This window comes from Mycobacterium basiliense (assembly GCF_900292015.1).
Lineage (GTDB): Bacteria > Actinomycetota > Actinomycetes > Mycobacteriales > Mycobacteriaceae > Mycobacterium > Mycobacterium basiliense.
Genome location: NZ_LR130759.1, coordinates 406751 through 428258 on the forward strand (window position 1 = coordinate 406751; position 21508 = coordinate 428258).

Genomic DNA, 21508 nt, shown 5'->3' on the forward strand with positions numbered 1-21508 from the left:
CGGTTCAGCTCAGTGGCGTTGACGTCAACGCAGCCCATCGGGTGCGCCGCAGCGTGCCGCTTTGCCCGGGTACGACCGTCAGGCAATGCCGTGCTGCCCCGGTTGGCCGAACAGCCGGCCACCGGCGCCACCGGTGCCGCCCGTGGCTGGGTTCGCGCCCACCCCGCCGTTGCCGCCATCGCCGCCATTGCCGGCTAACTTGGCGTTGCCGCCGTTGCCGCCGTCGCCGCCGTCCCCGCCGACGCTTGCTCCGCCAACGCCACCGGTGCCGCCGCTACCGATCAGTCCGGCGCTACCTCCGGGCCCACCCTTACCGGCGGCCATCGCAACGCCCAGTCCGCCGGTCCCGCCGTTGCCGCCGTCACCGATGAGCGCGGCGGCGGCTCCGCCGGCTCCGCCGGCACCTCCGAGATCAGAACCTGACCCGCCGCGCCCGCCGTCGCCGCCGCTGCCGACGATTCCGACGGCGTTGCCGCCCGCCCCGCCGGTGGCTCCGTTCACAGTGCCGTCCCCGCCGTCGCCCCCGTTGCCGCCGTTGCCGAACAGGCTGCCCGCGTTACCACCGCTCGCGCCGGCACCGCCGCTGCCGGTAGTGGATAACCCGGCGCCACCGTCCCCGCCGGCACCGCCGTTGCCGATCAGCAGGCCGGCTTGCCCCCCAACCCCGCCGGCACCTGCGGTGGTGATGCTGGCCCCTCCGCCCCCGCCGGTACCCCCGTTGCCCAAGTAGCCCGCTCCACCGATTCCGCCAGCCCCACCGGCGCCCCCGACGTGATCGCCGGCGCCGCCGTCGCCGCCGGGGCCGCCGCTGCCGAATAGGAATCCACCCATTCCACCCGCACCGCCTGTGCCGCCGCTGCCTCCTGACCCGCCGCCGCCACCCGGGCCGCCGGTTCCGCCGGTACCGAATATCAGGCCTCCGGGGCCGCCGGCTCCCCCGGCGCCGCCGCTACCGCCGAACCCGGGGCCGCCGGAGCCACCCATGCCGCCGCTGCCGAATAGCAGGCCGCCGGCGCCGCCAGCACCGCCGGCGGCCAAGCCTCCGCCGGCACCGCCGGCTCCGCCGTTGCCGAGCAGCATGCCGCCGGCGCCGCCGGCCCCGCCGACGCCGCCATTCACGGGTGTCCCGGGGGCGCCGGCCCCGCCGGCCCCGCCATTGCCGATCAGGCCCGCCGCCCCGCCATTGCCCCCCTTCTGGCCGACGGCCGCGCCGGATCCGCCGGCGCCGCCGTTTCCGTACAAGATGCCGGCGGCCCCGCCGTCGGCCCCCGACCCTGGGGCGGCGTTGGTGCCATTGCCGAACAGCGGTCGTCCCAGCAACGCCTGGGTGGGCGCATTGATCGCGTTGAGCAGGGTGACCTCGACGTTGGCCGCCTCGGAGGTCGCGTACGCACCACCGCCGGCTCTCAATGCCTGCATGAATTGCTCGTGAAACGCTGCCGCGTGGGCGCCCAGCGACTGATAACCCTGCCCGTGTGAGCCGAAGAATGCGGCAATGGCCGCCGACACTTCATCGGTACCGGCGGCCAAAACCGCGGTGGTAGTGGGCGCCGCGGCCGCATTTGCCGCGACAATCGCCGATCCGATGCCGGCCAGACCGCTGGCCGCATCCGCCACGTACTCCGGAATCGCGAACACGAAGGACATGCGTTACCCCCGTCATCGAAAGGCAGAAACGCGCAGGCAGCGGCCAGGAATCCGCCGCGGATTCAGGGTATCGCTAGCGGATGGCGGCTTGGACGGGAAAACCAACTTTGTCACCGGATCTGGCCGGTCTCTGGCTAGTAGCCGCCCTGTCTCTCGAAGATTCGCCGCGGATTGTCGACGAGCATGGTGTGCACCTGTTCGTCGGTCACCCCGCGTTCTTTGAGCGCCGGGATCACATCGTTGTGGATGTGTAGGTAATGCCAGTTCGGTGTGGCCACCGGTACTAGCTCCTCGGGGAGCGCGTCGAAATAACAATTGGCGTCGTGGGAGAGCACCATCTTGTCGGCGTGTCCCCGTTCGCACATCGTCGCCACGATGTTGACTCGATCCTCGAACGGCAGGATTAGGTCGATTCCGAACCGATCCATCCCGAGATAGGAGCCGGCCGCAATGAGTTCCTCGAGGTAGCCGACGTCGGTGCTGTCGCCGGAATGGCCGATGATCACCCGGCTCAAGTCGACGCCCTCTTCGGCGAAGACGCGCTGCTGCTCGAGCCCACGGCGCAGCCCGGCGTGGGTGTGGGTGGAGATCGGCACCCCGGTGCGCTTGTGCGCCTGGGCGACCGCGCGCAGCACCCGTTCGACACCGGGGGTGAGGCCAGGCTCGTCGGTCGCGCACTTGAGGATGCCGGCCTTGACGCCGGTGTCGGCGATGCCCTGCTCGATATCGCGGACGAACATGTCGGTCATGATTTCCGGGCCTTCCAGCATGCAGCCGGGGCCTTGGTAGTGGAACCGGAACGGGACGTCGTTGTAGGTGTACAGGCCCGTCGCGACGACGATGTTCAGCTCGGTGGCCGCGGCGACCCGGGCAATGCGCGGGATATAGCGGCCCAGACCGATCACCGTCAGGTCGACGATGGTGTGCACACCGCGCGATTTCAATTCGTTGAGCCGAGTGATGGCGTCCGCCACCCGCTTTTCCTCGTCACCCCACGCTTCGGGATAGTTCTGTGCGATCTCGGTGGTCATGATGAACACGTGCTCGTGCATGAGCGTGACGCCCAGATCGGCGGTGTCGATGGGTCCGCGAGCGGTATTTAGTTCTGACACATAAGCGATGCTAGGTCGAGAACGGATGAGCCAACAGAGGAGTTTTGCTGGCTAGGCTCCGCGGGTTGACCCCGGAAACGGGATCAACGCAACGACGGCACGACTTCGAGCCATTCCGTCGATTCGGGATCGGCATTTGTCAATTGCAGCCCGCTGCGGTGCAGTTCGCGTCGTAGCTTCGCGACCGTCAGCGCCTCCAGATGAAAGCACTGGCGCAATTCGGATCCGTCGGCGACCAATGCATATTCGCCGTCGACGACGCCTTTGAGCGAACTGTAGATGATCACGCGGGCCGTCACGTCGCCGATTGCCTTGCTCTCTGTCCAGCCCGAGGTCCGGGCGGCCCAATAGGGCGGCGGCTTCCACTGGATGATGGCCTTGCCCTCCGGCTTGAGGTGGTAGGCGATGGTGGCCAGCACCGCCCGCCGCAGATCCGTGCCCCGGTAGTGAATCAAGTTGGTCGCCAACAAGACCGCATCGAATCGCTCTGACAGCCGCAGGTCCTCGATGCGGGCGCGCACGGGTCGGGCATGGCACACTTCGGCCAGCATGTCGTCGGAGTCGTCGACGGCGGTGACGTGGTGGCCGAGCGTGACCAGCGGATCGGCGATCCGGCCCGTGCCGGCGCCGAGTTCCAGCACGGAGCTCTGCGGTCGTAGCAAGGCGTGGATCTGCTCGGGTTCGCCCGTCGGCGGCATTCTGCGATAGAGCTCGATGAGGCTGCCGTCGGCCGTCCGCGCCGCGCCCGTGTCGGCTTGACAGTAACACTGCGCCATGGCAATTCGTCCTTTCTAGGCCAGCTCGTAGAAGCCCACGCCATCGATGTAGCGCAGTGTCCAAAGATCACGTGCCACGACTTCGCCAACCTCATGTGAGAGCGTGACGAAGATGGGGTAGCTCAGGTCGTCGATGGTCAACGGCAGGTGTTGGCCGGGACTCACGCGCACCTGCATGTCGTGGAAGCTGTCCAGTTCTTTGATGGCTTCCAGGCTCTGGTAGGAGACCAGCGTGCCGCTACGCGGGGCGACCATCACGCTGCGCGCGACATGTTGGCGGAGCCGGTACGGCCGTCGGCTGCGCGTGGTAAATCGCTCGGGTCGCACGTAGGCGTCCACCGTCCAGTCGATCTGCGACCGACCGGTGCCCAACCGTGCGCCCTCAGGCAGGCAGGCGCCGGCAATTCGCGCTCCCACCTCGATCAGGCGCGGACCATCGGGTGTCATCTTGATCTCGGCGTGGGCCGCGCCGTGTCGGATACCGAGGGCATCGAGGACGTCGAACGCGTAGGCGACCAGCTCGTCCTGTACGGTGCCCGTCGCTGGCAGCAGCCGCCAGGCGACCAGCAGGTCAGGAACACCATTTGCGTTGATGCGATGTGTCTCCCAGATGTCACAGACGTGGTGCCCGCCGTCGCGGCTGACGGTGTCGACGGTGTACTCGGCACCTACCAGGCACTCCTGCGCCACGACGCCGTCATTCGATTGCGAGAGTATGTTGTTGCGTCCGTTGAGCCGCCGGAAGGCCGCTATGGCATCGTCGGCGCTACGACACCAGGTGACGCCATCGCTGGCGGCGCTGCGCAATGGTTTGAGGACGATGGTGCTGCCAATCTCCGTGTGCCAGTCGCGGAGCTGATCTTCGTCCGCCACCACGATCTGTCGGGCGCCCGACAGGCCGAGCTGTTTGATCCGCTCGATCATCAGGTACTTGTTGCGCCGGGCGGCGCTCAGTGCGGTGCCGTTGGTCGGTGCGCCGGTGATCGGATGGAACGCCTCGCTTAGGGCATCGGCCAGTTCCACTCCCGGTTCGGTCCCGGCGACCACTGCGACGGGACGGAACGGGGTCAGGGTGGCCATTGTCTTGGCTAGGTCACCGCAGTGCGCGATGTCGACCTGGTAGGGGTATCGGTCCGGTTGACCACGTAGACCTGGTGGCACCTCTGGGGTGCTCTGAACACGTAGTGGGGTGTACCCCGCGTTTCGGAAGCCTTGGGCCAGTTCAGTTCCGACGGCGCCGTAGCTGTCAACCAAAACGACGTGTCGTGCGCTGTCGTGCACGTCGCTCTCCTCGTTCAGTAGGCCGCCAGGTCTTCGAGATCATGCTCGCGGGTTGGTAGCAGGAATGACCGCTGACACGTCAGGAACACTGTGCCGTCGGCCTTGATCCCGCGGGTAGCGCAACTGACTATCCCTTGGTTCGGCCGGGATTCGGACAGGCGCTTGTCCAGATATTCGGTCTCTGCGTAGATGGTGTCCCCGATGAACACCGGGGCGACAAGGCGGATGTTGTCCCAGCCGAGGTTGGCCAGGCCTTTGGCGCTGGTGCTTTGGACACTCATGCCGGAGACGATCGACAACGTGACCAGGCTGGAAACCAAAGGACGCTTCCACTCGGTGTTTTCGCAGTAGGCGCTGTCAATGTGCAACGGGTGCAGGTTAAGTGCCAACAGCGACATCCAAGTGTTGTCGGCTTCGCTGAGTGTGCGGCCTGGCCGGTGCTCGATGATTGCCCCGACCTCAATGTCGTCGAACAGGAGACCACGTGACTCCCGCCACCGTCGATCGCCAACCTTTTTGTACGCACGCACGTGATCCATGGTCAATCTCATCCAAGCGCTTTCACACGCCGCAGCAGGCGCTGCGCCGCGGCAACCATGGGCGGACCAAGCATTTGTCCGTCCAGGACGCTGATCTGCCCGGCCCTGCTGTGCACGAGGTCGATGACGCGGCGCGCATGCTCCACCTCGGCAGGCAATGGCGTAAAGGTGTCATTGATCACCGCCACCTGCCGGGGGTGAATCGCCGCCTTGCCTTGAAAGCCAAGTTCGCGTGATCGGTTCACGTCTATCTTGAGCGCGAGTTCGGCACCGAGATCGAACGTAGGAGAGTCGATTGCCGGGATGCCGGCCGAGGCGGCCGCCGCGACGATACGTGAGCGGGCGAAAAGTAGTGGCTCCCAGTCCATTGCAATGCCCAGCTCGGAGGTGAAGTCGGCGGCTCCGAACACCAGCGCACGGACCCGGGGCGTGGCGGTGGCGATCTCTTCGACGGCTGAGAGGCCGGCCGGGGTTTCGATCGTGGCCAGAAATGGCATGTTCCCGGCCTGATCGCCGAGCATGTCCTCGAGGATCCGCAGATCATGCGCGCAGTTGACTTTCGGCACCAGCAATGCGTCGGGTTGTATTGCGCCGCAGGCGAGGGCGAGGATGTCGCGTAGACCGTCGGTGGTGCGCAGGCTATTGATCCTCAGGGCGCGAACGCAGCCGGTGCGCGGTCCTTCGAACATTGAAGATGCGCGGTTGCGCGCTTCGTCGCGCCGGGCGGCGGGCACCGAGTCCTCCAGATCCAGGGTGCATACGTCGGCGCCGGATCGCAGGGCTGAACGATACTGGCGCGGATTGAGCGCACTGGTCATCAGCATGGTGCGAAACACCCACGGCTGGTTAAGCATTGAGTGATTCACGCTAAACCGCAACCAAGTCTTGTGATTCCGGCGTCGCCAAGTCGGTGACGGTCTGGCAGAAGCGGCGGATATCGTCGGGATCGTTGTCGGCCCGCAGCATGATTCGCAGTCCAGCCTGGCCTTTGGCGGTAACTGGGAAGAAGACCGCCGAGGTGTAGAAACCGCGTTCGAGGATTTGACTGGACAGAGCGATCGCCTTGGCTTCCGCGCCGATCGCGATCAGTCGAATCGCGGTGTTCAGACCGGCTTGAGGCGTGCTGATCAGGCTGTCGAAGAGAGCCGCGTTGTCGCGCAGTTGCCGCTGTCGCTGACCCAGCTCAGGTGAATTGTGTACTCGCAACGATCCCAGGCAACCGCCGATGGTCGGTGCGTTCTGCGGCTGGGACCACGCTAGCGGGCCGCCGAAGCGCATCAGCACGTCATGGTGCTTTTCGGGACCCAACATGATGACCCCGCCGGTGGCGCCGAAAGCCTTGCCGAGCGAGGCGACGATGATGGTCAGGGGGTTGAGTTCCTCCGGCATCAGGGATCGCACAATGCCCTCGCCATGGGTGCCGTACATCGATAGCGAGTGGGAGTCGTCGAAAAACAGGAACAGCCCGTAGCGGTCCTGCAACTCCAGGAGTTCTTTCACCGGTGCGACCCCGCCCAGCGAGTAGGCGCCGTCCGCGACGTAGGCCACCCGCTGGTGCTTCTTGCACATGTCTTCTAGGTAGTTGAGGTCGTTGTGCGGGCAGGTCAGGACGGGCGCTTCGTCGGCGCAGATGGGCTTGATGTAGTTGAGCGAGAAGTGGCTGAGCTTGTCGAACACCATGACGCGCGGCTTGCCGTCATCGGTCAGGTGTCCGGAAGCGATCAGCGGCAAGACGGCGGCGCTGGCCACCGATGCGGAAATCGCGGCGACGCAGCGGGCTCCAAACAAGGCCGAGAGTCCGGATTCGAGCTCGTCGAGGATGGAGAACCGGATACGCAAACGCGAAACCGGCAATGCGAATGTTTGTTCCGACTCGGTTGCCGAATGCACCCCTTGCAGGACCCAAGGATGGGAATGAAGTCCCAGGTAGGAGCACGAAACCAGGTTGATGAAGCGGTGACCGTCGCGCAGCCGCTCCAGCCGGTCGTTTCCGATATAGCGGACGCTGTTGTCCAACAGGTGGTTGTCCGCCGCGGCCTGCCACGTCGGATTGCCGACGTCGACGGCCTTGGCGTTGTTGCGAAACCGGTGCGTCTCGGACTGCACCTTGAATCCCGTCAAAAGGATCTCCTTAAGAGTGCGTTCGAGCGACGCAGAAGGGAATGGCGTTTTACCGAGGCCCGATCGCCTCGGTTGCATAGCTTGAACGGTATCTAGAGCCGAATGCGTTGACCTCCTCCTATCGGTTCGGCAAACGATGAATTTTCGTTCATCCGATTGGGGGACATCGTCGTCTCGTGCCGGTATTTCAAAATTGCCCGTCCATCGATCGGTGGATGTGCAATTCATCCGTGTTATTGGCCACGTGGTCGACAGACATCACCGCGTCTTGGCGGCACCGTTATTCCCATGTACATCCCGACTAGCGAAGCGTGATCGACTAAATGCCCTGGTTGGCATTGATCACTGGCAACGGCTTGCACGCGGTGATCACCGCGTTGTTGGGACTGTCGATGATCACCGCCGCCGACAGTCTGCGGATTTTGGCGATCGCCGCGGCCGCGTCTGCGCTGCTCGGAGCCGCGACGGCCCGGCGAAACCACTCCGTTTCGCCGACGTGCCCGTCCACCGTCCGAAACCTTGGCTGGTTGAATTTGTGGACCGCGGTAACGTTCACCGCCTTCTTCCTAGGTGTGGCGGTCTACGACGCGGCAGTTGTCTTCACGCTGGGAGCTTCGTTTGCTCCCGTTGCGGTGACCGCGTGGTCGAGCATTCGGGCCCAACACGGACACGATTCGAGCCCCCCAAGCAGCGCTCAATGGCGGGCGGTGGTGCTCTTGGCGGCGCTGGGCACCTCGCTGGTGGCCACGATGGCCTGGTCGAATTCCCGCGGCATCGTCCCACTGCTGGTGGCCGGTGTGCTGGGCGTCATCGACGGCATCGCCGCGGGCGGGGTGGCCGTCGTTTCCCGCAGCTTGGGCCGCAGCGGGGTCGGTGTGTGGCAGGTAATGGCTCACCGCTATTACGCCACCGTGGTGGTGGCCGCCGTCGCATTGCTGGTGCTAGTCCCGTCCGGATTGCTAGCCGCGCCCAAGATGTCGCTGAGCATGTCGATCGGAGCGGCGTTCGCCTCGTTGGTGGTGCCCTTCTTTTTGATGCAGTACGCCATTCAGCGGTTGTCGCCGGTGTTGGTGACGGCGGCACTGGCATTGATACCGGTGATCGCGCTGCTCGTTGAGTTGGCCGCTGGCAGACCGGTGAGTGGGGCTTCGTTGTTGCTCGGCTTGCTCATCGTGCCGGCGAGTCTGGCAATCTTTGCCGCCGGACAGAAAAGCCAAGTACCGAAAGACGTGGTGCTGGCCGGCGCGCAGCACGCGGAGGCGTGTTGACGGACCGCCGCCGTCGCTGCGAGGTCCGTGGCGTACCGTCTAGGCTCGTCCGATTCCGAAGTCAAGTCATGGGAGCATCTGATGCTGCTCAACCCGAACCGCCTGCAACGTAAATATCCAGACGCGCGCTCGGCGGAGATCATGCAGGCCACGGTGGACTTCTTCGAGTCCCGGGGTAAGGCAAAGCTCAAGCAGGATGACCACGAACGCGCGTGGTACTCCGACTTTCTTGCCCACATCGCTCAGAATCGCATCTTTGCCTCCCTGCTGACCCCGGCCGAGTACGGCGCGGACCCGGCGTTGGCTTGCCGCTGGGACACCTACCGGATCAGCGAGTTCGCCGAGATCATCGGCTTTTATGGGCTGAGCTACTGGTACCCCTTCCAGGTGACGGCCCTGGGCCTGGGCCCGATCTGGATGAGCGACAACGAGGACGCCAAGCGCAAGGCCGCCGCCCAGCTCGAGCAGGGCGAGGTGTTCGCCTTCGGCCTGTCCGAACAGGCCCACGGCGCCGACGTGTACCAGACAGACATGATCCTGACGCCCTCCAAAGACGTTGGGCACGGCTGGACGGCCGAGGGCGAAAAGTACTACATCGGCAACGCCAACGTCGCTCGCATGGTGTCGACGTTCGGCAAGATCGTCGACTCGTCCAAGGAACCGGAATACGTCTTCTTCGCCGCCGACTCCCAGCACGACCGGTATGAGCTGAAGAAGAATGTGGTCAACTCGCAGAACTACGTGGCGAATTACGCGCTGCACGACTACCCGGTCACCGAAGCCGACCTGCTGCACCGCGGGATCGGCGCTTTCCACGCCGCGCTGAACACCGTCAACGTTTGCAAGTACAACCTGGGCTGGGGCGCGGTCGGGATGTGCACCCACGCCTTGTACGAGGCCATCACGCACGCGGCCAACCGTCACCTGTATGGCACCGTGGTCACCGACTTCAGCCACGTGCGTCGGCTGCTTACCGACGCCTACACGCGGCTGGTCGCGATGCGGTTGGTGGCTACCCGAGCCAGCGACTACATGCGCAGCGCGTCGGCCGACGACCGGCGCTACCTGCTGTACAGCCCGCTGACCAAAGCCAAGGTGACCAGCGAGGGCGAGCGCGTTATTACCGCGTTGTTCGATGTCATCGCCGCCAAGGGCGTCGAGAAGGACACCTTCTTCGAAACCGTGGCCCGCGAGATCGGCATGCTGCCCCGGCTGGAGGGCACCGTCCACATCAATATCGGGTTGCTGGCCAAGTTCATGCCCAACTTCCTGTTCGCCCCCGACGCCGCGCTGCCGCAGGTTGGTCGCCGCGACGACGCGGCCGACGACACCTTCCTGTTCAACCAGGGACCCACCGGCGGGCTGGGCAAGGTGCGGTTCCACGACTGGCGGGCGCCCTTTGACAGCTACGGCCACCTGCCCAATGTGGCGTTGCTGCGCGAGCAGATCGACGTGCTGGCCGAGATGTTGGCCAGCGCCACCCCGGATGCGACGCAACAAAAGGACATCGACTTTGCCTTCGGTGTGGGGCAGATCTTCGCGTTGGTGCCCTACGCGCAGCTCATCCTCGAGGAAGCTCCGCTGTCTGGGGTGGACGAAGCGTTGATTGATGAGATCTTCGGCCTGCTGATCCGGGACTTCAACAGCTACGCCGTCGAGCTCCACGACAAGTCCGCCACGACGGACGCACAGGCCCGTTTCGCGATGCGGATGATCCGCCGCCCCGCGCATGACGCGTCCCGCTATGAGCAGGTCTGGAAGGAGCACGTGCTGCCGCTCAACGGCGCCTATCAAATGCGCCCGTGAGGCAGCTAGCCTTGGCCGCTCGTCGAGCTTGCCCGTTAGGGCGGTGAATTGCTGTTCGACCACGACCCTGGCGGCAATTTCGTCGCTGCGGTGCCATCCTTGTCTGTGGGATAGCTCACACTAAAATGACCAGTGGTCATCGACGCAAGGAGGCGCCATGCCGACGGTGACTTGGGCTCGGGCCGATCCGGCACGTCGAGCAGCCATTGTGGAAGCCGCGGAAGCCGAGTTCGGCGCCCATGGCTTCTCCCAGGGCAGCCTGAATGTCATTGCCCGGCGCGCGCGGGTCGCCAAAGGCAGCCTCTTCCAGTACTTCGCGGACAAACGCGACCTGTATTCGTACATAGCCGACATCGCTAGCCAGCGAGTGCGCTCCTATATGGAGGATCTCATCCGTGAGTTGGATCCGAGCCGGCCATTCTTCGAATTTCTCACCGACCTACTCGACGGCTGGGTGGCCTATTTCGCCGAGCATCCGCGGGATCGAGCCCTGCACGCCGCGGCGACCCTGGAGGTCGACACCGACGCCCGCATCAGCGTGCGAAGCGTCATTCATCGCCACTACCTAGAGGTGCTGCGGCCGTTGGTGCGCGACGCGTTGACCCGCGAAGACCTGCGCCCGGATGCCGACACCGATGCGCTGCTGTCGCTGCTGTTGATGATTTTTCCGCACCTGGCGCTGGCTCCGTACATGCGCGGATTGGACCCCATTCTCGGGCTTGACGAACCCACACCCGAACAGCCGGCGCTGGCCGTGCGTCGGCTGGTCGCAGTGCTGGCGGCGGCGTTCTCGCCGAACCTCAACATGGATATTCGTGGGGTCAGATGACACGCAGGCGTTCGGGCTCGCTCGCAAGCTGTCTGCCGGCGCCACGTGAAATTCTGGGATCCGGTCAATATTGATTTCTCCGGTGAGATGGCAAGTCGGTTGGCGAGAACGGGTGACGGTCGCGAACAGCGCTAGTTCAAATCCGTCGGCGAAAACCTGAGTTCGCCGGACTCGCATTCCATTCTGGGCTAGCGGGTAACTGGTGCCCACCGCACTGGGGGTCATGCCCACGTGGAAACAAACCACGCCTGAGCGCCGGTATCGGGCTCGTATCTTCGTCGTGGCAGTGTGCCGATATCCGCCCCGTAGACGTGTATGCCCACGCAAGGGGCATCGGTACCACAGTTCACGGAATGGACGTCATCATCGGTCGTGCAACACACCGCGACTTCTCCGGGATGCCAGCTCTGCGGGTCCAGTTGAACGAGCGGTTCGTTTGGTCGAGATGGCTTCCTGTACCGAGTTTCATGTTCGACGCCCGAGTAGATACCGACGACGCCCCAAGTTTCGTGTCCGTGGACCGGTGTACGTTGCCCGACGTTCCACACTGCAACCGCGATGCAGAACGAACCGTCCGGAGCTACGAACAGTGGACGCAACACGTAGTGATCGGGGTCGGCTGCTTGTTGCTGGTCGGTGAGCTGAAGGCCGTCAGCGAGGAGCCGTCGCAGATCTGCGGCAACGTGCGCAGTCAAGGAGTCTTCCGGAAGCTGCTGCGCCACTCGAAGTTTGGTGTCTGCAATGAACTGGTCAAGCCCGTATCGTGCCAAGTCCCATCCGTTCCACTATCCGAACACTGCTCCTATTATCTAGTAATCTACACACGATGCCGGTTGGCCTCACGCGCGACGTGACAGATCTTACCTTGATTTAGCTGGAATAACGTTGGATGCTAGCGCAATGCGCCATACGACAACCTTGTTCTGTATAATAGAACAAATGGACTCCACGCTACTAAAGGGCCTCCGTGTGCTTGAGTGTTTGGCGCGCAGCGGGGAGCCGAGGAGGGTGACTGATGTCGCCCGCGAATTGGAGCTAGCCCGCAGCAATGTTCATCGCACGCTGGCAACTCTTGTTGAGGCCGGCTACGTCGACGTCGATCCCCAGTCGCATAGGTACACGTGCACCTTGCGGCTGTTCGAACTAGGCAGCCGCGTGGCGGAGGGGATCGAAGTCAAGTCTGCGGCGCGTCCATTCATGCAAACGCTTGGTATCCAGACGCAGGAGACCGTCCATCTCGCAGTGCTGCGCGGTGCCGAGGTTGTGTACCTCGACAAGGTTGAAAGCCCGCAGCCTGTGCGCGCCTACTCTTCGGTGGGGGGGCGGGCGCCGGCACACTGCGTCGCTTCTGGCAAAGCTCTTCTCTCCGCGCTGTCGATGGACCAGCTGGCATCCGCGCTGCCGGGTGAAGATTTGCCGAGGTGGACTGGGCGAACGATACCGACAATGCAGTCGCTGAAGGTTGAATTGGCGAAGATACGAGACCGAGGTTACGCAGACAATCGAGGCGAATGGCGCGCCGACGTCGGTGGTATCGCGGCGTCGGTGTCTGAGGCGTCTGGTGCTGCGGTGGCGGCGATCGGGATCTCTGGTCCCATCGAGCGCGTGACAAGACACCATGACGAGTTTCGAGATGCGGTAGTCGCTGCAGCGCAGGCCATCTCGCGTGCACTCGGCTATGTGCATGCTTCCGGCAGCTAGCTATTGGCGGCGAACCGTCCTCATCTAACAAGGAGATGCAGTGTTGAAACCGCTTGATGGAGTTCGGGTAATCGAATTCTGCACAGTTGCTTCTGGCCCGTTTTGTGGGATGCTGCTTGCCGACTTCGGAGCTGACGTGATCAAAGTCGAGATGCCGGGGACGGGCGACTCAATGCGGGCATGGCCTCCGCTGACATGTGGCTATAGCGAGAATTTTGCATCGCTGAACCGAAACAAGCGTTCGATAGAGCTGAATCTCAAAGACCCCGACGATAATGCCGTGGCGCGCAAGTTGCTCTCCAAAGCTGCTGTGGTGCTGGAAAATTCGCGTCCTGGCGTGATGGAGAAACTTGGACTGGACTACAGCAGCGTTCGGCGTGTCAACCCTCGCGTTGTGTATGCGTCTATCTCCGCCTACGGACAGTCTGGACCGAGATCGCGCGAGGGCGGCTTTGATCTCACACTTCAGGCGGCAAGCGGCATCATGAGTGTGACGGGTGAACCTGGCCGCGGGCCGGTCAAGTGCGGCGTACCGCTATCGGACTTTGCAACCGGCTTGTACGCGGCGTTTAGCATCAGCGCCGCACTTCGTGAGGCCGCGACGAGCGGCCACGGTACCCATATCGATGTCTCGATGTTTGGCTCGTCTCTGGCGATCGCCGCACTGCAAACGAGCGAGTACTTCGGGCGTGGCATCGATCCGACCGCAATAGGGTCCAAGCATCCGCGCAACGCCCCTTACCAGACATTCTGTGCGTCCGACGGACCGTTTGCCATCGCGGCGGGTAATGACAGTTTGTGGCAGGCGATGTGCGCTGTCCTCGGGCGAGAAGACCTACGTGATAGCCCCAGATTTGCCTCCACTGCTTTGCGCGCTCAAAATCAGCAGCAGCTCAGCGGGATCCTTGACGAGATATTCAGTTCACGCAGAGTGGACGAGCTTCTTGAGGTGTTCCGTAAAGCGGGTATTCCGTGTGCCCCTATTAATACCTACTCCCAGGCGTTATCGGACCCTCAAGTCGAGCACATGGGTTGGGTTCAGAATCTGCATCTGCCCACTGGGGTGGTAACGAAGACCTTCGGGTCGCCTATTCGCTTCTGCGGCGAAAGGCCCGCGATATATCGTCAACCCCCACTGCTGGGTGAGCACAACAGTGAGATCCGCGCCGAGATCGAACGCGTCCTCTAGTGGCCGATCTTGTTGTTGGCTGCCATGAGCGTGTACTCAACATCACTCTCAATCGCGGTGAGAAGCGCAACGCGTTGTCCGCGACGATGGTGGAAGGACTGCTGGGTGCGCTCTCCGCAGTTGATCCAGCACGAACGGACCTGGTCGTCCTGCAGGGGGCGGGATGCGCCTTCAGCGCGGGATTCGACTTCTCAGGCATCGACACCGCTAACGACGCCGAACTTTGCTACCGGTTTGTGCGAATAGAAATGATGCTCCAGACACTCCACCACTTGCCGGTGCCAACGCTAGGCTTGGCTCACGGGGCAAGCTACGGAGCCGGAGCGGACCTGTTGTGTGCGTGTGGTGTGCGTATTGCGGACCCGTGCGCCGAATTCAGGTTGCCGGGACTTGCTTTTGGTGTTGTGCTCGGTACGCGTCGCCTCGCGGGGCGAGTGGGTGCAGAACGCGCCCGGCGCCTCCAAGCGACCGGCGACATCTTCAAGACACCCGCAGCGTTGCAGTACGGCTTTATCAGCCAGATTGCCGCCCGCGCTGACTGGCCTAACGTTGTCAGTTCGATCGCCGAGCAAGTCGCACGCGTTCCTGTTGATGCACGATCTCACTTTTCTCGCGCAGCGCAAATAGATTCACGAGATTCCGACCTGGCTGACCTGATCCGCGCAGCCTCAGTACCCGGGTTGGCCGACCGTATGCGGAGATTTCGGTTGGCAAATCGGTGAGCGTCTACACCAGATGGTGCCGGCTGCTGTCGCGGCAGCAAGGCCTCCTTGCCCAGCAACCGGAAGGTACGCTACGCGGAACGGGTGGCCGCCGATTCGAACCGTCGTCGCGCAGCGCAAATAGATTCACATGCGCCCGGATATGTCGATCGCCAACCTGCCATGCGCCGGCCTTGCAATCGGAGCCGACCCATCAGGACACTCCCCGGAAAAGACACGAGACGTGCATACCGTGCGTTGCCCTGCAACTCGTTGCGGTGACCTATGGGCAGAGCCAAGGACTTGGTCTGGCCGCGGGTTACCACCTGCCTCGGCCAAGTACGAGGTTTTCCGCAGCTGCCTGCGGGCACTCACAGACCTCGGCCCGCGTCTAGCCGACCCAAACGGTCTTGATATTGCAGAATTCGCGGATCCCGTGGGCCGAAAGTTCCCGGCCGTAGCCGGAGCGCTTAACACCGCCGAACGGCAGCTCGGGGTAGGACACCGTCATCCCGTTGATGAACACCTGTCCCGCTTCGATGTCATCGATGAACCGCCGCTGCTCAGCCTCGTCCTGGGTCCACGCGTTGGAACCCAGCCCGAACGTCGTCGCGTTGGCGATCTCGATGGCCTCGTCGATGTCGGCGGCACGGTACACCGAGGCGACCGGCCCGAAGATCTCCTCGGTATAGAGCGCCATTTCCCTGGTGATGTCGGTGATCACCGTGGGTGGGTAGAACCACCCCGGCCGGTCCAGCGGTTTGCCGCCGCAGCGGATCACGGCGCCCGCCGCGGCGGCGTCATCGACCTGTTTGGCGATCTCGTCGCGGCCCTGCTCGGTGGCCAGCGGACCGACTTGAGTCTGGGGGTCGGTCGGGTCGCCTACTCTCAGCGCCGACATTTGCGCGACGAACTTCTCCACGAACTCGTCGTAAATGTCGGCGTGGGCAATGAATCTCTTAGCCGCGATGCAGGATTGGCCGTTGTTCTGCACCCGGCCGGTGACCGCGGTGCTGACCGCGGAGTCCAGGTCCGCCGACGGCATCACGATGAACGGGTCGCTGCCGCCCAGCTCGAGTACGGTGGGTTTGATCTCGTCGCCGGCGATCGCCCCGACCGATTGACCCGCTGGTTCGCTGCCGGTGAGGGTGGCCGCCGCGACGCGGGGATCCCGCAGGATGCTTTCCACCACGCTGGCGGAAACCAGCAGCGTCTGGAAGCAGCCGTCCGGGAAGCCGCCGCGGGTAATGACGTCTGCGAGATACAGCGCACACTGCGGCACGTTCGACGCGTGCTTCAACAGGCCGACGTTGCCGGCCATCAGGGCCGGAGCGGCGAACCGGACCGCTTGCCATAACGGGAAATTCCACGGCATGACGGCCAGCACCACGCCGAGCGGCTGGTATCGGCTGTACGCCTTGGATGCGCCGACCTTGGCGGCGTCCGCGGGCTCGTCGGCGAGCAAGGCCGCGGTGTTGTCCGCGTAGTAGCGAAAGCCCTTCGCGCACTTGAGTACTTCGGCCTTGGCCGAAGCGATCGTCTTGCCCATCTCGAGCGTCATCAGGGCGGCGGTCTGGTCAGCCTCGGCCTCCAACAGGTCGGCGGTGGCGTGTGCCCACTCGGCGCGCTGGGCGAAGGTGGTGTTGCGGCGGTAGTCTGCGAACCGCTGGTAAGCGCGGGCTATCGCTGCCTCGACTTCCTCGTTGGATGCCGCAGTGAAAGTCTTGACTGTCTCCCCGGTGGCCGGGTTGGTCGTGGCGATGGGCACGCTGACATCCTTATCGCTGGGTTGGTTTCTGGGTCGAGCCAGTATCCAGCCTGCCACTATCGCGCGCACGGAGGGGTGCCGGATGAGTACTGCCGCTCAACTTATGGTGAATTGCTTGGAGAACGAAGGGGTATCCGTGATCTTCGGGGTGCCCGGTGAGGAGAACATCCGTCTGGTTGAGGCGCTGGCCGCCTCCAACATCCGTTATGTGCTGACCCGTCACGAGCAGGGGGCGGCGTTCATGGCGGAGATGTACGGGCGGGTCACCGGCCGCGCCGCGGTGGTCTCGGCCACCCTGGGACCGGGTGCGATCAACATGCAACTCGGCGTCGCCGACGCCACCACTAACAGCACACCCATGGTCGCAATTTCGGCCCAGGTCGGCCAGAACCGTGAGTACAAAGAGTCCCATCAGTATGTGGACCTGGTGTCCATGTTCGCCCCGATCACCCGCTGGGCGGCGGGCGTCCCCACCGCGAGAGCTATACCGGAGATGTTTCGCAAAGCGTTCAAGCTCGCCGAGACGGAACGGCCGGCGGCCGTTTACCTGGCAGTGCCCGAGCACATCGATGCCGATGTCGTCGACTATCCCGAGCTGACACCGTTGCCACGCAACGTTGTCCGCGCCGACGCGCCGGCGCCGGGTCAGGTAGCCCGTGCCGCCGACGTCCTGCGCGGTGCGCAGCGACCGGTGGTGTTGGCCGGGCACGGAGCGGCCCGCAACGCCGCCAGCGGTGCGCTGGTCAAGTTCGCCGAGCAGCATGGAATTCAGGTGGCCAACACTTTCCACGGCAAAGGTGTCATACCCGACGACCATCCCAGCAGCATCGGGACGTTGGGGTTCATGCGACGCGACTACGTCAATTTCGGGTTCGACCATGCCGACGTCATCATTGCGGTTGGTTACGAGCTACAGGAATTCGACCCGGTCCGAATCAATCCGCAGGGCGACAAAAAAATCATACATATCCATCGTTTCCCTGCCGAGGTCGACGCGCACTATTCGGTCGACGTGGGGATTATCGGTGACATCAGCGCCTCTCTGGACGCGCTGTCCGACGCGCTCGGTGCTCGTCGCTTCGTGGGCACGGCCGATGTTCCCGGAGTGGGCCTGCTCGCCGAGGAATTTGCTAGAGGACAACACGATTCCCGGTTTCCGCTGGCTCCGCAGCGAGTGGTGGCCGACATCCGCGCCGCCTTGGGTCGCAGCGACGTGGTGCTGGTGGATACCGGAGCAACGAAAATGTGGATGGCCAGGTTGTATCCGACCTACGAGCAAAACACCTGTTTGGTCTCAAATGGACTGTCCTCCATGGGATTTTCTCTTCCTGGAGCGTTGGGTGTCAAGCTGGCCAGGCCGGAGGCCCGGGTGCTGGCGGTGGTTGGCGACGGCGCATTCCTGATGAACTCGCAAGAGATCGAGACCGCGGTGCGCGAGCGAATACCGTTGGTGGTGCTGATTTGGGAGGACGGCGGCTACGGCCTGATTGAGTGGAAGATGGATCTCGAACTCGGCGAGCACTATTACGTGAAGTTCGGCAATCCCGATGTGGTGAAATACGCTGAGAGCTTTGGGGCCAAAGGATATCGGGTTGCTAGTGCGGACGAGTTGCTGCCAACGCTACAGACCGCGCTTGACGGCGACGGTGTGTCGGTGATCTCTTGCTCGGTTGACTATTCGGAAAACCTGCGGCTGACCGACCGGCTGGGCGAACTCGACGACGGGTTGTGACTGCCACCGGGATCATCGCAGCGAGATCGGCGCGACATATCTTCCGATGAGCTGCCGGTGCCACCAGGCCCGATCTCGTCGTAGCTCCTGGGGTGTGGTGAAGCGATACTGGTAGAGCTGGGCACGCACAAATCTCGGCGGGGAATCCGGAAAGGGATTGTGACGCAGCAGCCGTAGTGTCGGCGGATCGTTGCGTAGTAGCCGCGTCAACAACGGCGTCATCCACGGCAACCCGTAGCCGGGGGAAATCGCGGCGAACCACATCAGCCAATCCAGGCGCAGATGGTAGGGCGCCCATTGTCGGGGCAGTCGATGCACAGAACCGGGCTTGCCTTTGAACTCGTACTCCTGCCATACGGTCTGCCCGGTGAGTTCGGTGTCCTGGGTGCCTTCGATCACCACCTCGCGGCGGGTGCGACAGATGCTGCCGAATGCGCCGTAGGTGTTCACCAAGTGAAATGGGTTGAACGACATATTCATTCGCTGACCAGGAGACAGCATGTTGCGAGTGGGCCAGTAGCTGAGGAATAGCACCGCTGCCGCAAGGACTATCACGATACCGGCGAACCATGTGGGTGGTCCGGCCAGCGTCGGCGGCATGGGCGTCGTTACCAGCGAAGCCACGAACGATCCGCCGAGCGCACTGAATGCCAGCATGATCGTCAGCCAGTTGAGCCAGGAGAAGTTGCCCGAGAGCACCAACCACAGCTGGGTGGTGATGATGATCAGGGCGGCAATGCTGGCGATCGGTTGCGGGGCAAACAGTCCGAACGGCACCACGAGTTGGGCGAAATGGTTGCCGGCCACTTCGATACGGTGCAGCGGCTTTGGCATGCGGTGGAAAAACCAGCTCAGCGGCCCCGGCATCGGCTGTGTCTCATGGTGATAATAGAGGCATGTCAGATCGCGCCAGCATGGGTCACCGCGCATCTTGATCAATCCCGCGCCGAACTCGACTCGAAACAGCAGCCAGCGCACCAACCATAGGGTCAGTATCGGCGGGGCAACTCGTCCGTTGCCGAGAAAGATCATCAGAAATCCGGTCTCCAGCAGCAACGACTCCCAGCCAAATCCGTACCACAGTTGTCCGACATTGACGATCGACAGATAGAGCACCCATAGCGTCAACCACATCGGCATGGCGGCCCAGAGCGGTACCCAATCGGCGGCGCCGACCACGATGGCCGCCGCCAGCACCGCGCCGGACCAACAGACCCCGGCGAACAACCGGTCGGAATAATGGAAGTGAAAAACGCTGGGCGCTCTCCAGAACGATTTGCCGGCCAGATACCCTGGCACCGGCAGCATCCCATGCTCGCCGATAAGCGCGCGAAACTGCAGCGCGGACGCGACGAACGCGGTCAGGTAGATCGCCGCGACGCCGCGCTCGAGCACAAGTCGGCCAAGCCAGTATCCGGGCGCCGAAAACCATTCCATGGCACTACTCCTCGAACGGTGACCGCGTATCCAGTTAAGCAGCCAGCAAACAGATGGCCAACAGCATGCACGCTCGGCACGGTCGCCCGCCCGGCGAACTCGGCCCGGTTTACCATTCACCCCGGGCGGCAAGTACGTCGCGCAGTATGTCCGCGCGGTCGGTGATGATCCCGTCCACGTTGATATCCAGCAGCGCATGCATGGTGGCGGGGTCGTCGATCGTCCAGGCGTGAACCTGACGGTCGGCGGCGTGCAGCGTCTGCACCAGCGTGGGCGTAATCACCTGCACGCCACCAAGCCGTGGCGGCAACTGTAGGCAGTCGCTGTCGCGCAACATCCGTAACGCATACGCGCGACCACCGACCGTTCTGGCCGCCAGGAACGATACAAATGCCCCGGTGCCCGCGGCACTGGCGACCCGTTTGGACAGCAGACGCAGGGCCCGCTGTCGGCGGCGATCGGAGAACGAAGTGATCAGCACACGGTCGTGCACGCTGAGGCGCTCGATGACATCGACGGTCGGTTCGATGGCGGACTCGGCCTTGATATCGATATTGACGCGCACGTCTGGCAGCGCGACAAACAGTTCCTCGAGGGTCGGGATCGGTTCTCCGGCACCAAGATCCGCTGTGCTGATATCCCGCCAGGACAACCGGTCGACCGCGCCGGAGACACCCGAGCCGGGGGGGAGCTTGCGGTCGTGCAGGATCACGGCGATACCGTCGCGACTGGCCCGCACGTCGGTTTCGATATACCGAAATCCGAGCTTCACCGCCTCGTTGAACGCCCCCATGCTGTTCTTCGGCAACGTGAATGAGGTGAAGCCGCGGTGCGCCATCGCGATCCGCCCGCCGCTGCGCAGAAACTCCATGTTTCGTGCGTGCCGATCGTTCATCGGCCAAGTATTCCGTACCCGGTTGACACGGTGAGTGAAATCAACGCAGGCGGTGGGGCGGGACATCCGTTGACCGGGCCGACGTGCCGGCGAAGGTGCGGCTATGGTTGCGGTTGCTCGGGGTGTTCAGGATCTGTGCCGAAGTGATGGAGGCTGCACGTGCACGGCTTGGAGTGGGTGGCACGCAACGTGGGTCGCCGCCGGTTGCTGGCGTTGGGCGCCGGCGCGCTCGGTCTGGGTGCACTGGCAAAAGCTGCGCCGAGTTCCGCTACGACGGACCCGCCGCCCGAGGGCTACGAGGCCTTGCTGTTGATGTGCATCGACCCCCGTTTCGTGCACCCCACCAACCAATACATGGAGCAACGCGGTCTGATCGATCGCTACAGCCAGTTCGCGCTGGCCGGAGCTGCCGCCGGAGCCGTCTCGCAGCACTGGGCGGTTTGGCACAACACGTTCTGGGACAACCTTGCCGCGTCGATGGAACTGCACTCGATCAATGGAGTGATCGTCGTCAACCACCGAGATTGCGGCGCGGTGCAGATCGCCTACGGTGACGACGTGATCTCCACCCCGGAACGCGAGACCGCCACCCACGAACGCATCCTCGGCACCTTCCGACAGGAAGCGCTCCGGCGCCACCCGGGTATCGATGTCGAGACGTGGCTCATGGCGCTGGACGGCTCGGTGCAGCCGATCGGCAGGTAGC

18 protein-coding genes are annotated in these 21508 nt (G+C 63.6%); 8 read left to right on the forward strand and 10 right to left on the reverse strand.

The annotated features are described in order from the left end of the window. Nucleotides 1–78 precede the first annotated feature (78 nt). The 7 genes from MB901379_RS01870 to MB901379_RS01900 form a co-directional block, all read right to left on the reverse strand. Nucleotides 79–1647 (reverse strand): PE family protein, encoded by a 1569-nt coding sequence (locus tag MB901379_RS01870; RefSeq protein ID WP_158015060.1) that lies wholly within the window; start codon nucleotides 1645–1647, stop codon nucleotides 79–81. Between the two features lie 134 nt (nucleotides 1648–1781). Further along, nucleotides 1782–2759, reverse strand: coding sequence for a phosphotriesterase family protein (locus tag MB901379_RS01875; RefSeq protein ID WP_158015061.1), 978 nt, complete (start codon nucleotides 2757–2759; stop codon nucleotides 1782–1784). A gap of 83 nt (nucleotides 2760–2842) precedes the next feature. Further along, nucleotides 2843–3535 carry a class I SAM-dependent methyltransferase gene (locus tag MB901379_RS01880; RefSeq protein WP_158015062.1) on the reverse strand — a complete coding sequence of 231 codons (693 nt, stop codon included), beginning with the start codon at nucleotides 3533–3535 and terminating at the stop codon, nucleotides 2843–2845. Between the two features lie 15 nt (nucleotides 3536–3550). After that, nucleotides 3551–4816 (reverse strand): ATP-grasp domain-containing protein, encoded by a 1266-nt coding sequence (locus MB901379_RS01885; protein WP_158015063.1) that lies wholly within the window; start codon nucleotides 4814–4816, stop codon nucleotides 3551–3553. Nucleotides 4817–4830: 14 nt separating this feature from the next. Continuing rightward, on the reverse strand, nucleotides 4831–5355 hold the full coding sequence (locus MB901379_RS01890; protein ID WP_158015064.1) for a MaoC/PaaZ C-terminal domain-containing protein: 525 nt from the start codon (nucleotides 5353–5355) through the stop codon (nucleotides 4831–4833). Between the two features lie 8 nt (nucleotides 5356–5363). After that, a complete protein-coding gene (locus MB901379_RS01895) occupies nucleotides 5364–6179 on the reverse strand; it encodes an HpcH/HpaI aldolase/citrate lyase family protein (protein ID WP_232021963.1) in 816 nt (271 codons plus the stop codon). Between the two features lie 43 nt (nucleotides 6180–6222). Continuing rightward, nucleotides 6223–7476 (reverse strand): 8-amino-7-oxononanoate synthase family protein, encoded by a 1254-nt coding sequence (locus tag MB901379_RS01900; RefSeq protein ID WP_197717850.1) that lies wholly within the window; start codon nucleotides 7474–7476, stop codon nucleotides 6223–6225. 332 nt (nucleotides 7477–7808) lie between these two features. Between MB901379_RS01900 and MB901379_RS01905 the strand changes: the two genes are divergently transcribed. The 6 genes from MB901379_RS01905 to MB901379_RS01935 all read left to right on the forward strand — a co-directional run bounded on the left by MB901379_RS01905 (nucleotide 7809) and on the right by MB901379_RS01935 (nucleotide 14991). Next, the gene (locus MB901379_RS01905) at nucleotides 7809–8744 is read left to right on the forward strand and encodes a hypothetical protein (RefSeq protein WP_232021964.1); all 936 of its coding nucleotides are present in this window, start codon (nucleotides 7809–7811) and stop codon (nucleotides 8742–8744) included. Nucleotides 8745–8825: 81 nt separating this feature from the next. Then, nucleotides 8826–10550, forward strand: coding sequence for an acyl-CoA dehydrogenase family protein (locus tag MB901379_RS01910; protein WP_158018878.1), 1725 nt, complete (start codon nucleotides 8826–8828; stop codon nucleotides 10548–10550). Nucleotides 10551–10707: 157 nt separating this feature from the next. Beyond that, nucleotides 10708–11379 carry a TetR/AcrR family transcriptional regulator gene (locus MB901379_RS01915; protein WP_158015068.1) on the forward strand — a complete coding sequence of 224 codons (672 nt, stop codon included), beginning with the start codon at nucleotides 10708–10710 and terminating at the stop codon, nucleotides 11377–11379. Between the two features lie 939 nt (nucleotides 11380–12318). Next, nucleotides 12319–13080 carry an IclR family transcriptional regulator gene (locus tag MB901379_RS01925; protein ID WP_162334300.1) on the forward strand — a complete coding sequence of 254 codons (762 nt, stop codon included), beginning with the start codon at nucleotides 12319–12321 and terminating at the stop codon, nucleotides 13078–13080. Nucleotides 13081–13120: 40 nt separating this feature from the next. Then, nucleotides 13121–14269, forward strand: coding sequence for a CaiB/BaiF CoA transferase family protein (locus MB901379_RS01930; RefSeq protein ID WP_197717852.1), 1149 nt, complete (start codon nucleotides 13121–13123; stop codon nucleotides 14267–14269). Then, the gene (locus tag MB901379_RS01935; protein WP_158015070.1) at nucleotides 14269–14991 is read left to right on the forward strand and encodes an enoyl-CoA hydratase/isomerase family protein; all 723 of its coding nucleotides are present in this window, start codon (nucleotides 14269–14271) and stop codon (nucleotides 14989–14991) included. Before MB901379_RS01930 ends, MB901379_RS01935 begins: the two co-directional genes overlap by 1 nt. A 370-nt stretch (nucleotides 14992–15361) precedes the next feature. Here MB901379_RS01935 and MB901379_RS01940 read toward each other — a convergent pair whose 3' ends face one another. Then, nucleotides 15362–16738 carry an NADP-dependent succinic semialdehyde dehydrogenase gene (locus tag MB901379_RS01940; RefSeq protein ID WP_158015072.1) on the reverse strand — a complete coding sequence of 459 codons (1377 nt, stop codon included), beginning with the start codon at nucleotides 16736–16738 and terminating at the stop codon, nucleotides 15362–15364. Between the two features lie 82 nt (nucleotides 16739–16820). Here MB901379_RS01940 and MB901379_RS01945 point away from each other — a divergent pair, with 82 nt between their 5' ends. Continuing rightward, nucleotides 16821–18470: an acetolactate synthase large subunit gene (locus MB901379_RS01945; protein WP_158015073.1), complete on the forward strand. Its 1650-nt coding sequence runs from the start codon at nucleotides 16821–16823 to the stop codon at nucleotides 18468–18470. A gap of 12 nt (nucleotides 18471–18482) precedes the next feature. Here the strand turns inward: MB901379_RS01945 and MB901379_RS01950 are convergent, their stop codons facing one another. Continuing rightward, complete coding sequence (locus MB901379_RS01950) at nucleotides 18483–19907, reverse strand: lipase maturation factor family protein (protein WP_158015075.1); 1425 nt, start codon at nucleotides 19905–19907, stop codon at nucleotides 18483–18485. Between the two features lie 109 nt (nucleotides 19908–20016). Beyond that, on the reverse strand, nucleotides 20017–20778 hold the full coding sequence (locus MB901379_RS01955; RefSeq protein ID WP_158018881.1) for a glycerophosphodiester phosphodiesterase family protein: 762 nt from the start codon (nucleotides 20776–20778) through the stop codon (nucleotides 20017–20019). 183 nt (nucleotides 20779–20961) lie between these two features. Here MB901379_RS01955 and MB901379_RS01960 point away from each other — a divergent pair, with 183 nt between their 5' ends. After that, nucleotides 20962–21507 (forward strand): carbonic anhydrase, encoded by a 546-nt coding sequence (locus MB901379_RS01960; RefSeq protein ID WP_158015076.1) that lies wholly within the window; start codon nucleotides 20962–20964, stop codon nucleotides 21505–21507. Nucleotide 21508 lies beyond the last annotated feature (1 nt).